Origin of the sequence: Planomicrobium soli (genome assembly GCF_003014655.1) — a bacterium.
GTDB lineage: Bacteria > Bacillota > Bacilli > Bacillales_A > Planococcaceae > Planococcus > Planococcus soli_B.
In genome coordinates, this window is the sequence record NZ_PYAT01000005.1 from 114,753 (window position 1) to 130,027 (window position 15,275).

Annotated in this window: 13 protein-coding genes and 1 riboswitch; of the genes, 9 read left to right on the forward strand and 4 right to left on the reverse strand. The window is 43.5% G+C overall.

Features of this window, described 5'->3' with window-relative positions:
- Nucleotides 1-16: 16 nt before the first annotated feature.
- Both B0H99_RS08065 and B0H99_RS08070 read left to right on the forward strand, forming a co-directional pair.
- Nucleotides 17-1,681: a formate--tetrahydrofolate ligase gene (locus tag B0H99_RS08065; protein WP_106533309.1), complete on the forward strand. Its 1,665-nt coding sequence runs from the start codon at nucleotides 17-19 to the stop codon at nucleotides 1,679-1,681.
- Nucleotides 1,682-1,737: 56 nt separating this feature from the next.
- Nucleotides 1,738-1,965 (forward strand): hypothetical protein, encoded by a 228-nt coding sequence (locus B0H99_RS08070; protein ID WP_245894459.1) that lies wholly within the window; start codon nucleotides 1,738-1,740, stop codon nucleotides 1,963-1,965.
- Between the two features lie 21 nt (nucleotides 1,966-1,986).
- On the opposite strand, the gene B0H99_RS08075 is transcribed toward B0H99_RS08070, so the two are convergent.
- On the reverse strand, nucleotides 1,987-3,015 hold the full coding sequence (locus tag B0H99_RS08075) for a threonine aldolase family protein (protein WP_106533138.1): 1,029 nt from the start codon (nucleotides 3,013-3,015) through the stop codon (nucleotides 1,987-1,989).
- A gap of 181 nt (nucleotides 3,016-3,196) precedes the next feature.
- On the opposite strand from B0H99_RS08075, the gene B0H99_RS08080 reads away from it, so the two are divergent.
- Nucleotides 3,197-4,714: an AbgT family transporter gene (locus B0H99_RS08080; protein WP_106533139.1), complete on the forward strand. Its 1,518-nt coding sequence runs from the start codon at nucleotides 3,197-3,199 to the stop codon at nucleotides 4,712-4,714.
- 18 nt (nucleotides 4,715-4,732) lie between these two features.
- Nucleotides 4,733-6,037 (forward strand): M20 family metallo-hydrolase, encoded by a 1,305-nt coding sequence (locus tag B0H99_RS08085; protein WP_106533140.1) that lies wholly within the window; start codon nucleotides 4,733-4,735, stop codon nucleotides 6,035-6,037.
- Between the two features lie 48 nt (nucleotides 6,038-6,085).
- On the opposite strand, the gene B0H99_RS08090 is transcribed toward B0H99_RS08085, so the two are convergent.
- Complete coding sequence (locus tag B0H99_RS08090; RefSeq protein ID WP_106533141.1) at nucleotides 6,086-7,525, reverse strand: M20 family metallopeptidase; 1,440 nt, start codon at nucleotides 7,523-7,525, stop codon at nucleotides 6,086-6,088.
- Between the two features lie 224 nt (nucleotides 7,526-7,749).
- On the opposite strand from B0H99_RS08090, the gene B0H99_RS08095 reads away from it, so the two are divergent.
- Complete coding sequence (locus tag B0H99_RS08095) at nucleotides 7,750-9,030, forward strand: DUF4139 domain-containing protein (RefSeq protein WP_106533142.1); 1,281 nt, start codon at nucleotides 7,750-7,752, stop codon at nucleotides 9,028-9,030.
- 256 nt (nucleotides 9,031-9,286) lie between these two features.
- Here B0H99_RS08095 and B0H99_RS08100 read toward each other — a convergent pair whose 3' ends face one another.
- The gene (locus B0H99_RS08100) at nucleotides 9,287-9,751 is read right to left on the reverse strand and encodes a GNAT family N-acetyltransferase (RefSeq protein ID WP_106533143.1); all 465 of its coding nucleotides are present in this window, start codon (nucleotides 9,749-9,751) and stop codon (nucleotides 9,287-9,289) included.
- Between the two features lie 144 nt (nucleotides 9,752-9,895).
- Here B0H99_RS08100 and B0H99_RS08105 point away from each other — a divergent pair, with 144 nt between their 5' ends.
- The 4 genes from B0H99_RS08105 to B0H99_RS08120 all read left to right on the forward strand — a co-directional run bounded on the left by B0H99_RS08105 (nucleotide 9,896) and on the right by B0H99_RS08120 (nucleotide 13,553).
- Nucleotides 9,896-10,396, forward strand: a complete 501-nt coding sequence (locus B0H99_RS08105) for a TspO/MBR family protein (RefSeq protein WP_106533144.1) — start codon at nucleotides 9,896-9,898, stop codon at nucleotides 10,394-10,396.
- Nucleotides 10,397-10,923: 527 nt separating this feature from the next.
- The gene (locus tag B0H99_RS08110; protein ID WP_106533145.1) at nucleotides 10,924-11,538 is read left to right on the forward strand and encodes a PH domain-containing protein; all 615 of its coding nucleotides are present in this window, start codon (nucleotides 10,924-10,926) and stop codon (nucleotides 11,536-11,538) included.
- A 189-nt stretch (nucleotides 11,539-11,727) separates the two neighbouring features.
- Complete coding sequence (locus B0H99_RS08115) at nucleotides 11,728-12,276, forward strand: NADPH-dependent FMN reductase (protein ID WP_181313619.1); 549 nt, start codon at nucleotides 11,728-11,730, stop codon at nucleotides 12,274-12,276.
- A gap of 305 nt (nucleotides 12,277-12,581) precedes the next feature.
- Nucleotides 12,582-13,553, forward strand: coding sequence for a proline dehydrogenase family protein (locus B0H99_RS08120; protein ID WP_106533146.1), 972 nt, complete (start codon nucleotides 12,582-12,584; stop codon nucleotides 13,551-13,553).
- A 42-nt stretch (nucleotides 13,554-13,595) separates the two neighbouring features.
- Here B0H99_RS08120 and B0H99_RS08125 read toward each other — a convergent pair whose 3' ends face one another.
- A complete protein-coding gene (locus B0H99_RS08125; RefSeq protein WP_106533147.1) occupies nucleotides 13,596-14,852 on the reverse strand; it encodes an MFS transporter in 1,257 nt (418 codons plus the stop codon).
- A 294-nt stretch (nucleotides 14,853-15,146) separates the two neighbouring features.
- A riboswitch (purine riboswitch) is annotated at nucleotides 15,147-15,248 on the forward strand.
- Nucleotides 15,249-15,275: the final 27 nt, after the last annotated feature.

Consider the following 15,275-nt stretch of genomic DNA (forward strand, 5'->3'; position numbering starts at 1 on the left):
GAAAGTTGGGCGATTAATGGCGTTTACTGATTTGTCGATAGCGAAAGATGCGAAGATTTTGCCGATACAGACTATTGGAAACCGAGCGGGAATTCCAGAAGATGCTTTAGAGTTATACGGGAAATACAAAGCGAAGATTAATGTAGAGTTATTGCCGGCGGCCGAAAAGCTTGGGAAAGTAGTGCTTGTTACGGCAATTAGCCCAACTCCTGCAGGAGAAGGGAAATCGACGGTAACAGTAGGGCTGGCTGATGCATTTAATCAGCTAGGCGAATCAGTCATTGTGGCATTGCGGGAACCTTCTTTAGGACCAGTCATGGGTGTTAAAGGAGGCGCGACTGGCGGCGGTTTTGCCCAAGTCTTACCGATGGAAGACATTAACCTTCACTTTACTGGCGATATTCATGCTATTACATCAGCCAATAATGCATTGGCTGCATTTATCGATAATCAGTTGCACCAAGGAAATCCGCTGAATTTAGATCCGCGTCGGATTACATGGAAACGCGCTTTGGATATGAATGACCGTGCACTTCGCCAAGTAACAATAGGCCTTGGCGGTCCTGCCCAAGGCATTCCAAGACAAGACGGATTTGATATAACTGTCGCTTCTGAAATCATGGCAGTTTTATGTTTAGCCACTTCAATGGAAGACTTGAAAGAACGGCTTGCACAAATGGTCATAGGCTATACTTACGATAAAGAACCTGTTCTTGTACGTGATTTAGGCGTGGCTGGAGCGCTTGCATTGCTGCTAAAAGATGCTTTTAAACCAAATCTAGTGCAGACGATCGAAGGTACGCCGGCAATTATCCATGGCGGGCCGTTCGCCAATATTGCGCATGGCTGCAATTCACTGATGGCGACGAATACCGCACGTCAGCTTTCAGATGTGGTCGTAACCGAAGCAGGCTTTGGTGCTGATTTGGGAGCAGAAAAGTTTATGCATATTAAATCGAGAAAAGGCGGCTTCCATCCTGATGCTGTTGTAATCGTTGCGACAGTCCGTGCTTTGAAGATGCATGGTGGCGTTGATAAAACGTTGCTTGGAGAAGCAAACAGCGATGCAGTTCGTCGCGGAATGGTCAATTTGGCAAAGCATGTTGATACAATCCGCCAATTTGGCGTAGAGCCGGTTGTGGCATTGAACCGTTTTGTCACTGACACAGCTGAAGAAATTGCGGAAATCATGGACTGGGCAAAAGGCCAAGGTGTGGCAATCGCCCTGACAAATGTGTGGGAACAAGGCGGAAAAGGCGGCCTGGAGCTGGCGAAACTTGTTAAAGCCGAACTGGAAAGACCGACAGACTTTGCCTTCCTTTATGAGGAAACTGATTCGGTAGAAGAAAAACTGCGCGCAATTGTCCAAAAAGTATATGGCGGTGCCGATGTTCTTTTGTCCGATAAAGCGCAAAAACAATTAGTGGATATAAAAAAATACGGGTGGGATGAATTGCCGATCTGTATGGCAAAAACGCAATACTCCTTATCCGACCAGCCGAAATTGCTAGGGCGTCCGGAAGGCTTTACCATTACCATCCGGGAGATTATGCCGAAGCTTGGCGCGGGCTTTTTAGTTTGTTTGACAGGCGACATCATGACGATGCCGGGCTTGCCGAAACAGCCGGCAGCTTTAAAGATGGATGTTGGAGCAGACGGAGAAGCCATCGGATTATTTTAACAACAAAAAGCCCAAAAGCGCTGCTGCTTTTGGGCTTTTTGTTGAAAGGGGGATATATGGATATAAACCATCACGTAACTGTCATTGATTTTATAGAAAAGGGGCATTCGCTTTATGTGCAAGTGGAAGTGTTTGATGGAGAAACAAACAAGCATTTTCGGGAGGAAGTACGTTTTTTGGATGATTTGCTTTACGGCGAATTGGTGCATCCGACAAAATCGCCATTATCCCAACCCTGTCGTACAGTGACGGTTGAATATTTGAGAAACCACTTTGGGCGCTAGGCCAAAGTGGTTTTTTGCAGTTCATTCAAATGCTTTTTGGGTTGTTGATAAAAAGAGATTGACGTCTTCTTGGGTAGTATCAAAAGATGTGACAAGACGGATTTCGTTTTTTTCAATATTCCAGATGGCAAAACCATAGGATTTCTGTAATTGGTGGATATGCTCAACTGGAATGCTCGCGAAGACAGCATTGGATTGAACGGGCTGAGTGAGAGCGATGCCGGGGATTTTCTGCAATCCTTCAGCAAGTTGAAGAGCCATGTTGTTTGCGTGAATGGCGTTTTCAAGCCATAGATTATCAGAAAACAAGGATTCGAATTGAACAGAGATAAAACGCATTTTAGAGCCTAGTTGCATACTTTGTTTGCGGATGTACTTTAACTCTGGCGCAAGTTCTTTTCTTAAGCAGACTACGGCTTCGCCAATCATCATGCCGTTTTTAGTGCCGCCAAACGACAGCATATCAATGCCGGCATCTGTTGTCATTTCTTTCAAGCTGCATCCGAGAAAAGCAGCCGCATTGCTGATCCGTGCACCATCCATATGAACCAATAAGCCGTTGGCATGGGCAAACGAAGTTAATTGCTTTATCTCATCAATTGTATAGACCGTGCCAAGTTCCGTGCACTGGGAGATGGAGATGGCTTTAGGCTGGCTGCGATGCTGGGAACCGATATGCACCAATTGCTGCTCAATTTGCGAAACAGTCAATTTCCCATCTTCTGTCGGTACGGTCAAGAGCTTTCCGCCGATAAAGCCTTCTGCAGCACCGCCTTCATCTGCATGAATATGGGCGCCTTCTGTGCAAATGATCGCTTGATGAGAACGGACCATCGCTTTTAAGGCGATAACGTTAGCTCCCGTTCCGTTGAAGACAAAAAGCACATCACTGTCTTCTCCAAAATGTTCACGGAATTTGATGGCAACGTTTGAAGTAAAAGAATCATCGCCATACGCTGGCGCATGCCCGTCGTTAGCTTTTGAAATTGCTTCTAAAATTAAGGGGTGAATACCGGAATTGTTATCGCTCGCAAACATTTTTTTCGTCATAAAACTCGCCTCCTTTGTTCAGTGTAATGTACTTTCCCATTGGAGGACAGCAGCTGAAGGAAATATATTATGAAGTGATTTCAAGATGGCTTTTACTGAATAATCTATAAAAAATTACTATTGTTAATAAAAATACAGAAATTTTGTGTTATTATAAATTTTATTAAAAGGAGGATGAAATATGGAAAACGCAAAGAAGCAAGGAACGTTTATACGCATCTTAAATGGAATAGAGCGGATTGGCAATAAATTGCCGGACCCATTTATGTTATTTGTTTATTTAGCAGTTCTGGTCATGATTGCATCGTTTATTTTCTCTCAATTTAATGCAGCGGTCATTCATCCGGGGACAGGGGAGAACTTGGCCATCCAAAACCTGTTATCAGGAGCTGGGCTCCAATTTATTTTAACATCAATGCTTGAGAACTTTACTGGCTTTGCGCCGCTTGGGCTTGTGCTTGCAATGATGCTTGGTATCGGGCTTGCCGACAAAGTAGGCCTTCTTGAAACGGCGATTAAGAAATCGGTATTGAAAGCGCCAAAAGCTATTATTACCTATGCAATTGTTTTTGTAGGAATCATGGGTAACATTGCTTCTGATGCTGCCACCATCTTGATTCCTCCTTTAGCCGCAATGGTTTTCTATCGAATCGGGCGCCATCCTTTAGCAGGCTTGGCAGCTGGATTTGCAAGTGCAGGCGCTGGATTTACAGCCAACTTGTTGATTGTAGGAACAGATGCGCTTTTGTCCGGCATTTCAACGGAAGCCGCAAAGATCTTAGATCCCTCAATTGTCGTAACGCCGGTTGATAACTGGTATTTTAATATCGTTTCTGTTTTTGTCCTAACTCTTGTAGGCGGACTTATAACAGAAAAAATTATTGAACCAAAACTTGGTACATATAAAGGGGAAGCTGTTGAAGCAGACATTGGAGAAGAACATCCGAAAGCTTCTAAAGGGCTTCGCAACGCAGCAATTGCGGGACTTTTATATCTAGGCGTCCTCCTTGCGCTTATCCTTCTTCCAGATTCACCGCTGCGCAATGAAGAGGGTGGCATGATTCCATCTCCGTTCCTAAGCGGCATTGTCCCTATCATATTGATTTTCTTCTTGGTTTTAGGCGTTGCTTACGGAAAAACTACGGGCGCCATCAAGCAAATAAGTGACATATCAAAATATATGACAGAATCCATCAAAGACCTGGCCGGCTATATTGTCCTTATTTTCGCAGCTGCCCAGTTTATCGCTTATTTCACTTGGTCCAATATTGGAACTTGGATTGCAGTAAACGGCGCAGAATTTTTGACAAGCATAAACTTAACAGGCATAACGGTAATTATTGGATATAGTGTTTTTACTGCTTTGCTAAACTTCTTAATCACATCCGGTTCTGCGAAATGGGCACTGGAAGCTCCTGTATTTGTACCGCTGTTTATGCAACTAGGTTACCACCCGGCATTTACTCAAGTCGCTTATCGGGTAGCCGATTCATCAACAAACATCATAACGCCGTTAAACCCTTATTTCATCGTGGTTTTATCCTTCATGCGTCAATATGATCCAAAAGCGGGGCTTGGCACGCTGATTTCACTGATGATTCCGTATTCGGTTATCTTCTTTATCACTTGGATCATCTTAATCTTAATTTTCTTCTATGCAGGAATTCCGTTTGGACCGGGAATTACACCATATCTATAAGAGAAAGAAGGAGAGTAAATGGCTACGGATTTACAACAAGCAGTTGAAGAGCTGCGTCCTCAACTTCAGACATGGAGACGCGATTTTCACAAGTATGCAGAGTCAGGATTCTTAGAAATGCGGACAGCTTCTATTGTTGCAGCGTATTTGGAAAAACTGGGCTATAAAGTAAAAGCGGGCAGTGAAGTGATGAAGGCGGAAGAGCGTATGGGGGTTCCGGATGAAGAGGTGCTGATAAAGCACGAGAAATGGGCAAAAGAAAACGGTGCAGATGAAAAATGGCTGCAGAAATTGACGGGTGGAATGACGGGTGTTGTTGGGATTCTTGAGACAGGAAAACCTGGCCCAGTCATTGCATTTCGTGTAGATATGGATGCCCTTGATATTCAGGAGGAACTTAGTGAAGATCATATTCCGTTTGCAGAAGGGTTTGCCTCAGTCAATGCAAACATGATGCATGCATGCGGCCATGATGGCCATACCGCTATGGGCCTTGGCCTAGCTTCCCTTCTTATTCAGCAAAAAGACCGTTTTAAGGGAACCTTCAAACTGATCTTCCAACCGGCAGAAGAAGGGACGCGCGGAGCCAAGTCGATGACGGAAGCGGGCATTGTCGATGATGTAGATTATTTTGTCGCTACCCATTTGGGCACAGGCGTTCCGGCAGGTGAAATTGTCGCGGGCAACGCAGGGTTTTTGGCTACGACGAAAATGGATGTAGTATTCAAAGGGAAAGCTTCTCACGCAGGAGGGCGACCGCATGAAGGGAAAAATGCCTTGATGGCCGCATCTACGGCAGTACTTGGCTTGTACGGGATTCCACGCCATGCCGATGGCGCTTCTAGAGTGAATGTCGGGGTCCTCCAAGCTGGGAGCGGGCGCAACATCATTCCTTCCCAGGCTCTTTTGAAGATTGAGACACGAGGCGAAACTTCCGAAATCAATGATTATATACGGGAGCAAGCATTGAATGTTTTGAACGGAGCCGCGACGATGTATGATACCGAAGTGGCAGTGAACATTGTCGGCGAAGCACGGAGCAGTATGCCAAGCCCGGAATTGGTTGAAATTGTGGCAAAAGCGGCAGGACAATCGCCGTTTGTCGAGAAGGTTACCAAGTTAAGCACCGATGCGGCCGGTTCTGAAGACGCCACTTATTTTATGGAACGGGTAAAAGAAAAAGGTGGTCTCGCTACATACATTATTGTAGGAACACCACTTGCTGCGGGGCATCATAACGAACGGTTCGACTATGACGAAGAGGTATTGCCAACAGGAGTAGACGTGCTAGCCCGAATTGCAGCTTCTCTTGCAACACAATGAAATCAATAAAGCCCGCTAAGAGACTGTGCTTCTCTTAGCGGGCTTGTTTTAATTTTTAATAGCAGATGGTTTTATATCTGCTGGGATTGGACAGACATAAGGGTTTTTTTCCCGTTTCTTTTCATGTTCCTCTTTGATTGCTTTTAACTCATCTGTGTTCTCAAGCAAATAGATTGCTGTCAGCGCCATTGCTGTCCCGGCACGAAGCATTCCGGAATGGGCAAACGGCGTAATGCCTTGTGTAACCATTTGCCAGGTGTGAAGAGGGGTCCCAATCGCCGCTGTTGCCGTCGTACATTGAGCAGTCGGTACAAGCCAGCTTACATCTGAAACATCGGTCGATCCGGAAAGGACTTCATCAGACGGAATGTATTCCGAAACGTCGTCGTATAAATACTTCCCTTCAAATTCAGTTCCGTCACCGGTATAGCCAAAACCTTTAAGTACTTCAACGGCACTTTTTTGTTCACCTTCGTTCAATGATTCCCAAATGGCTTTTGCAAATTGTTGATCTTCTTCACTCGCTGATCCCGCACCTGTCTCCACAAGGTATTGATGGAGTATTCTTTCCAATGCCCGGTTCGGCTCATAATTCGAACACGCTTTGTCGAATTTGACCGTCAACTTTGTCTCGGTCATAAGCGCAGCGCCTTCTGCGACTTTGCAAACGCGTTTATAGATTTCGTCTACCTGCTCAACTTTTGGCGCCCGGATCAAATAAAGGACTTCTGCGTCTGCTTGGACAACATTTGGCGAATAACCGCCTGTATTGGTGACGGCGTAGTGCATGCGGGCATCTGCAGGAACATGTTCCCGCAGGTAGTTGACGCCGACATTCATCAGTTCAACAGCATCCAATGCGCTTCGCCCGAGGTGAGGGGAATTTGCAGCATGGGAGGTAATGCCTTTGAATTGAAAATATACTTGATAATTGGCAAGTGTGCTGAGGTGCATAATGCTGTTCACTGGCGAAGGATGCCAAGACAGCGCTACGTCAAGATGGTCAAACACGCCTTCTCTTGCCATAAAGGTTTTCCCTGAACCGCCTTCTTCGCCAGGGCAGCCGAAAAACTGGACTGTCCCAGGCAAGTTGTGTTCTTCCATATATGCTTTTACAGCAAAAGCGGAAGAAAGGGCGCCTGTGCCGAGCAAGTTGTGGCCGCATCCGTGGCCAATCCCGCCTTCGACAATCGGTTTCTGCTCGGCAATATTAGCTTCTTGGCTCAAGCCGGATAAGGCGTCGAATTCACCTAGAAAACCGATATACGGTGCTCCTTCTCCAAAGGTGCCGACAAAAGCGGTTTCGATACCCGCTACATTTCGCTCAACTGCAAATCCTGCCTCCTCCAGTGCATTCGCCAGAAAAGCTGCCGATGCGTGTTCCTGAAAACGGGTTTCCGGATGGTTCCAAACATAGGAACTGATTTCTTCAAAAAGGCCTCTTTGTTTATTCATGTAATCAGTTACAAATGATTTAGTACTTGTCATTTAATAGCCACTCCTTTAAAAAGTATTATCTTCATTGTACCTGAATTTGAGTGAATTGATAAAAATTTCTGAAAATAAGGCGGGTTGTAGACGAAAAATGTTAGAATGGCCGTAACAGCTGCAATACTAGTCAGAAAAGAACGTAAAGAACGATGTGATCAGACGAACGTCTGCTTTTTCATCACGGCTTGAAAATAGATATACGTTAAGAAAGGGGCGGAATGATGAAGTTCCAGTCAACGGAAAATGATCGAATCTCTTTAGTGATAAGCATTTATCAAGGCGGTTTTGGCATGGTTAAAGAATTGCGTCAAATTACAACTGAGGAAGAAATAAGCGAAATTCACTTTACGGGTATAGCAAGAAACATAGAAGCATCTTCTGTTTTAGTGAAAGGATTCAATGTGCTTGAACAAAGTTATGCTGACGGTGCAATGAGCAAGAATACATTACTCGAAAAATACATTGGGCGTGAAGTAATAGTTCGTAACCAAGATACTGGGGAAGCAATGCAAATCCGCTTGCTGAGCGCTGTGGATGGTCTGATCGGAGAGCGGCCAGATACAAAAGAAATTATCATTGACCCGGCAGGAGAACTGATATTGCCGCCAATGCCGAAAGGACTTCTGGAAAAGCCGATGCTCGTTTGGCAAATGGCTCCTGGCGAGTTGGATCAGCATATCAGCGTGTCCTATATTGTACAAGGCATCGAATGGCGGACGAATTATATAGTGGAAATACAAGGAACCGCGCTATTCCTTACTGGATGGATGGAAATTCGCAATAATACAGGGATTGATTATGAAAATCCGGCAATAAAGCTGATAGCAGGAGAGGTGTACCGTCAACCGAAAACCATAGATTTTTCATTTGAACCGAAAATACACGAAAGTTCAATGAGTTCTTCCCAATTCGAGCAAGCTGATTTTGAAGACCATCCCAGCTACAAACTAGATCGGCCTATTTCACTATTAGATGGCCAGACAAAACAAATCAAGTTCCTGGAAGCGCATATAGAATCGTTTCGGACAATCTATGAAGTAGATAACTGGAGCGAGCGGGCACGCGTGAAAATAGAGTATGACAATAAAAAATCGAACGGCCTCGGCATTTCTTTGCCAAGAGGTGCAGTGAAAATTTTTCGCCACGACAAGAATAAGGAATTGGAATTTGTCGGAGAAAATGAAGTTGAATCTTCAATGGAAGAGGACATCGTTTCAGTCCTTGTAGGAGAAGCATTCGCTATTTCTTGTAGAAGCCATGAGAAAAAGCGGTGGCTACAAGAAGGGGTGGAATATGTAACGTATGGTTATGATTTGATGAACAATAAGCAGGAAAATGTCCGCATCCACATTAGCCATACTATACATGAGCCGATTTGGATAATGGAATCATCCACACATGATTACGAGATCAAAAATGCCGGCCATGTAAAATTCATTGTGCGTACAGCAGCGAAAAAAGCGACGGCGGTTGAATTTACTTACCGTGTGGATAAAAGATGAAGAGTAGATAGCTGTTTAAATTTTTCGGTTTTGAATGGGAAATGGTTCAAAAACCTACAAGATATCCGATCAATCTTCTAATTGAATTTCAGGTTTATACTAAGAGAAAAAGATTCCAGATACTTTTCAAGCTTTTTGGACAATCGAATAAAATAGCACCTCGAAAAGAGGTGCTGTTTGTTCTCCAACAACCAAATTAGTGTTTTTATTTTAACAATTAGTAATTGAACGGCATCCACATTTTCTAAACTCCTTTTTATTTAACCGGAAAAGCCATTACTTCCTCGTCTTCGCCGAAAACTTCGCCAGTTGGACGGAAACCGGAACGCAGATAAAGGGTACGGGCGGCATTATTGTCTTTATGGACGGTCAATCTGATTTCCCGGCATTCCGTGAAGCGGTCTGTAATCCAGCGCATCATCTTTTCTAGAGCAGCTTTGCCATATCCTTTTCCTTGATGTTTCTCATCGATCAGAAAGCCGTTGATCCAGTACATATCGCTTGTTCCTTGCTCATATGCGTGCATGATAAAACCGATCATTTGCTCGTTTTCATAAATGGCAAAAGGCAAATAAGTAACGTGGTCGCCATCTGGTTTAATGGCGATTTTCGCAAGGGATACCGCAACAGCCGGAGTAAAGCTGCGCTGGTCCTCTTTGACCTGAAGCGCCATGGCTTGTTCCCAATTCTTTCGGGTAACAGGCTGTATATGAACGTTCATTCTAACACCTCTTTCCAGTCAGTAAAGTAAAAGTTCGGTACTCTATGGAAAATTCCTTTTCTTTTTAAAAAAATAAAGCATGTTTACTTTTGGGAGGAGAGGAAAGAGTAATACAAAAATGTAAGCGCAAAGAGGAGTGGGAAAGTGGAACTTTTGAAAGTGAATGGGCAGGTTAATGTGAAAAAATTGGCGATCAATGTTTTGGTTCCTGTTGTCGGTGGGTCAATTGTTGGAGCCCTTGCTAACCGTGATTCGCAAGAAAAATACGCTAAACTCAAGAAGCCCTCATTCTCTCCGCCGCCGTGGGTTTTTCCGACAGTTTGGACTACGTTGTATGCAATGGTGGGAATCGCGAAATACCGGGCAGATGAAAAAGCGCAGCTTCATGATAACCGTGTTAAAACGAACATATCCTATGATGTACAGCTGGGCTTAAACTTTCTATGGTCCTTCTTGTTTTTCAAATGGGGACTCCGCGGCACCGCACTGGTTGAAATGGCCTTTTTGCTTGCTGCGGTGACTTTTACAGCATATGAGTTCAATAAACATGATAAAATCGCCGGAGCGCTCATGGTCCCTTACATTGGCTGGGTAGCTTTTGCTTTAGGCTTGAACTACTCTATCGTTAAACTGAATGCACAATAAATTAGGAGGGCATTGCCTTCTGAGCTTGTAGACAAAAGAATAGTTATTGTTTAAAGGAATAAATACACACATTTGATTAGAGCCTTATCGGCACCTCCGCTCCAGGGGGACGCTTTCCGCGGGCTCGCGCCAAACTAACTCGGGCAAGCCCGAGTGGATTTCGGCGCTTCGCTGTCCCGCAGGAAAGACGTTGGCCGATAGCAGTGAGGCCATGTCTTTGCGACGAAGCTAGCGAAGCGATGCAGGAGCACATCTTTGCCCTTCGCCGCCTTCCACTCCGGTGCCTGAAGCAAGAAGGCACGACAGGGCATCTTGCGCCTACCTTTGCTGAATCCCGGAACTTGAATGGAGGAAGTGGCCGGTCCGGTTGGTTTGATGCTTTCCTTTTCATCAATTATAAACTTTGTTTACAGTTTAGGAGGGCATAGCCCTCATTTTTTATTTTTGGGCTGAAGCTTTTTCAGTTCTTTGTTAAACTAGTCGTATTAAGGAAAAGTATTTTTCCAGGCAGAAAAGAGGTTGGATAGATGTTTAAGAAAATGGCTTCAGATGCTTTAGGATTATCGGATATAGGAAAAATCATTGATCCGCAGGATTACGATAAAACAGACGCTGATGATTATGTGATGAATGAGGACGGCGAAAAAATTTACTTTTTGATCAAAACCCGTGCAGATGAATATTGTTTTACGAATTTGGCATTGATCCATGTTGACGGTGACAGCGCTTTGTCCTCCAAACGGACATTGCGCCGCTATCCATATTCACAGTATGCTATTTCAGAAGTGATTCTTGAAACAGCAGGGAAAATCGATTTGGACGTAGAAATTGGCTTCCGTTTAGGTGCTGCAGCTTTCAAGATCGATGTTCAAAAAAACCAGATTGAGAAATTGAAGGATTTGTACAAAACGTTGTTGCGCATTGCTGAGATGACTTACGAAAATGCCATTATGATCGATATGGCAAGCCAAAGCTTGGACAAAGCGGTGACAGTGCTGCAAAACTCCCGTCCATCGAACGTTGAACTGGATGTCCAGTACTCCAAGCTGACCGATTTTGGCTTTACCTGGTTAAGTTCCGTCCGCAATCAATACCACGTAAAAGATTTCGGAGATGTTTTTGAAAAGTACATTAACAATTAAGTGAATAAATAAGAACTGGCATGCCTAAACGCGCATGGCAGTTTTTTTAAATGAACTGTGAGGCTGATAAGGACAGCAGTGTAGCCTTACTTTCCTTGCCAACAAAAAGTTAATATTTTTACAGTCCGGGTATCAATACGGTAACAACAATTTATACGGCGATTAAAACCGTACAAAGGAGAGTGCAAAATGGCGATTAAAGTGGCAGCTATTATAGGTAGTGTAAGGAAGGACTCGAATAACTTGAAGCTGGTGGAATACATGAAATCACGCTACGCGGACCAAATGGATATTGAGCCTATTCTGATCAACGACCTTCCGATGTACAACCCTGATACAGAGGAAAATGCGCCACAAGAAGTGATTGATTTTAGAAACAAGATCAAACAAGCTGATGCGGTTTTATTTGCAGTAGCGGAATATAATTTTTCGATACCCGGATCCTTGAAAAATGCCATTGACTGGCTGTCGCGCGGCGGTTTTGTGTTGCGGGAGAAACCAGCATTTATCGTCGGGTCTTCCATGGGAGTGCTCGGCAGTGTTCGTGCCCAAATTCACTTAAGGGAAATTTTGTCGAACCCATCACTCTCGCCGTGGCTGCTTCCAAACAATGAAGTATACATCGGTTCAGTCCATCAAAAATTGAACGAGCAAAACGAAATGGTTGATTCTGGAACCAGAGGGTTTTTGGATCAAGTAGTCGAAAATTTTCTATCTTTTTATAAGAGAATGGCCTAACTGCGAAATACCGCAAAAGCTTTGCAGCTTTTACGGTATTTTTTTTATTACTAAAAAAAAGTTAACTGATATATTGCATTTAGGTTAATGCCAATAAACCTTGGGAAATACAGGTTTTTGCTTGCAAATGGCGCTAAGACGCTAAAAAATGCCCATTATTTTTTTGGTTTTGATAAATAAAAGCAGTGCTATTTTCTTTGGAAAAGGCTACAATTAAGCTTGCGTGTATCAAGAAAGATGGACTCAAGTTTACTGTTTGTCTTTTGCGAGCAGCTTTTTGGTGAATTGTATCAGGAGGGAAAAACATGTTAAAAGAGATTTTTATCGGATTGTCTACAAATCAAATGTTGACAGCTGCGGCAAAAAAATACGGCTTAAAGCTTGGAGCCCAAAATGTTGTGGCAGGAACAAATGTTGAAGAGACGATTAAAAGCATACGGGAATTAAATGCACTAGGCATCAGTTGCACAGTCGATAACCTTGGTGAATTTGTTTTTGAAAGAGAAGAAGCTTTAAAAGCGAAAGACAGCATTTTAGAAGTAATTGAGGCCATCCATGAGAACGGGGTAGACGCTCACATCTCACTAAAACCTACACAAATCGGTTTAGATATTGATTATGATTTTTGCTATGAGAATTTGAAGGAAATTGTGGCTGCTGCAAGCAAGTATGACATGCACATTAACCTTGATATGGAAGATTATGGCCATGTTCAGCCTTCATATGATCTGCTGGAAACCCTTTTGGAAGAGTACAGCAACGTTGGAACAGTAATTCAATCTTATTTCTATCGTGCACAAGAAGATATTGAAAAACATAAAGATTTGCGTTTGCGTATTGTAAAAGGAGCTTATAAAGAGCCGGTTGAATATGCTTACCAAACACGTGAAGAAATTGATGCGAACTTCGTCCAGTTGATTGAATATCATTTGCTGAACGGGAAGTTCACTTCAATTGCAACCCACGACCACAATATCATTAACCACGTGATTGATTTTGTAGAAGAGCACAACATCTCACGCGAGAAATTCGAGTTCCAAATGCTTTACGGTTTCCGTAAAGACATGCAAGTGGATTTGGCAAAACGCGGCTATAAGTTCTGCACATATGTGCCATTTGGCGACGATTGGTACGGCTATTTCATGCGCCGGCTAGCAGAACGTCCGCAAAACTTGAACCTAGTTATAAAACAAGTGTTCAACAAACGTACTAACACGGCAATTGGCCTTTTTGCAGGCGCCTATGCGCTTGGCCGCCTGACAGCTAAGAAAAAATAACCGTCAAAAAGCGGCTCACCGGAATATTGGTGAGCCGCTTTTTTATTCGTCCGCTAACTTTCTCTTGCTGAAAATGAAAAAGTAATAGGCCGAAGAAATGATATACAGGCAGGCTGTAATGGTGAAAGCGTATGCGTATCCCCAGTAGGAGCCATACAAAATAACAAGGCCGGCTGCAACCGGACCCATTGTTGCCCAACCGACATTGAAGACCATTTGATTGACCGAGTTCGACAATCCTTTGTATTTATCATGGACCAATTCCATAGCGACAGCGCTTTGGATGGGATTAGCCGCATTCATCAATGCCTGACGGAACAGAAAACCGACAGAAGCAAGCAAAAGAGAAGATGTATAGGCAGTTAAAAGCAGAAACGGAATGGAAAGAACCTGAAAAAGAATCAAGGCCTTTACTTTGCCGGTTTTTCTTACAAGCACCGGACCAATCAGCATCGCTACGGCAGTCATAGCGGAACCGAGCGACAAAATCAATCCGATGTAAGCGTTGGATGCTTCGAAGCGGTTGGAAAAGTATAAATTCAGATAAGGAACCACCAATCCGGAACCTATGCCTACTAAAAGACTGGCAAATGAAAAATGGAAGATGATAATCAGGTTCTTCTTGAAATCTATATCAGCAGGATTGATGTCGATATGAGCTTCGGTTTTATCTTTTTTTGCAGCAATTCCGCTATGTAACCGTAAGAGCGGAAGGAGCCCCAGAGCAAAAAGAGCGGCACCGAAAAGCAGTGACCAGCGGATGGCTTCAACTGCGGCCATAGAAAGGAAAATTTGGAACGCATCTGAAATGACACCGCCAAGCAGACTGCCGATAACGTTAGCTATAGTCATCAACGCAAAATAAATGCTGAATAAGTGCACCCGTTCAGCAGAAGTTGAATTTTCTGCCAGGAAGGGAACGCCAGACACTTGGACGAACGCCATAAAAAGGCCGGTGAAGAAGGCTGCATAGACAAGCGGTGTTTCGACCACCGCAAAACTCCGGTAAAAGAGAGTGGCGGCACCTAGGGCAACTCCGCCTATAATAATCCACTTCCTACCGAATTTATCGCTTAAAAAACCTGCAGGGATGAGCGCAATCGCTGATGCTAAAGCGGTCATTGAAATTACTTGACCGTTCACTGTTTCAGGCATTCCCAATTCCTTTATGTATAAATTGTACATCACCATAAATACACCCAAGCCGATCTGGATGAGTACATTGGCTAACATAAACAATTTGATATTCCGGTTGAATGACGTGATTTTCAACTTCCAGTCGCGGAGCCAGCCCGGCATAAAATCCCACTCGTTTCACTAAGTATTTTCTTTTTATTTCGACTCTCTAAATATAAGGTTAAACCCATAGTAAATCAACTTATTTCAGCAAACTATAAATTAAGGGAAAGCCAGTTAAATGAAAATCAACAGTGTATATTTTGGGAAAGGGACCAAATAAAAGTGCAGTTATTCGATTTGAATGCCCACTTGTGAAAAATTATGCTGCTATAAAACCCTTATAGATTTCAGAATTTATTGAATTATATTTTAATTATGTAAACCTTGAAACGGTTTTTTCACGTGCTATAATAAGACCATTCTAATAGATTCACTCATATAATAGCGGGGATATGGCCCGCAAGTTTCTACCGGTTTGCCGTTAACAAACCGACTATGAGAAGCATTGAAATGATAGGACTATGCCTGTGTAAACCGGCATAT

Coding starts and splice junctions, on each gene's coding strand:
- B0H99_RS08115 (WP_181313619.1), top strand. CDS start 11,728: ATGGCGATTAAAGTGGCAGCTATTATAGGTAGTGTAAGGAAGGACTCG.
- B0H99_RS08110 (WP_106533145.1), top strand. CDS start 10,924: ATGTTTAAGAAAATGGCTTCAGATGCTTTAGGATTATCGGATATAGGA.
- B0H99_RS08095 (WP_106533142.1), top strand. CDS start 7,750: ATGAAGTTCCAGTCAACGGAAAATGATCGAATCTCTTTAGTGATAAGC.
- B0H99_RS08100 (WP_106533143.1), bottom strand. CDS start 9,751: ATGAACGTTCATATACAGCCTGTTACCCGAAAGAATTGGGAACAAGCC.
- B0H99_RS08080 (WP_106533139.1), top strand. CDS start 3,197: ATGGAAAACGCAAAGAAGCAAGGAACGTTTATACGCATCTTAAATGGA.
- B0H99_RS08065 (WP_106533309.1), top strand. CDS start 17: ATGGCGTTTACTGATTTGTCGATAGCGAAAGATGCGAAGATTTTGCCG.
- B0H99_RS08090 (WP_106533141.1), bottom strand. CDS start 7,525: ATGACAAGTACTAAATCATTTGTAACTGATTACATGAATAAACAAAGA.
- B0H99_RS08085 (WP_106533140.1), top strand. CDS start 4,733: ATGGCTACGGATTTACAACAAGCAGTTGAAGAGCTGCGTCCTCAACTT.
- B0H99_RS08120 (WP_106533146.1), top strand. CDS start 12,582: ATGTTAAAAGAGATTTTTATCGGATTGTCTACAAATCAAATGTTGACA.
- B0H99_RS08075 (WP_106533138.1), bottom strand. CDS start 3,015: ATGACGAAAAAAATGTTTGCGAGCGATAACAATTCCGGTATTCACCCC.
- B0H99_RS08125 (WP_106533147.1), bottom strand. CDS start 14,852: ATGCCGGGCTGGCTCCGCGACTGGAAGTTGAAAATCACGTCATTCAAC.
- B0H99_RS08070 (WP_245894459.1), top strand. CDS start 1,738: ATGGATATAAACCATCACGTAACTGTCATTGATTTTATAGAAAAGGGG.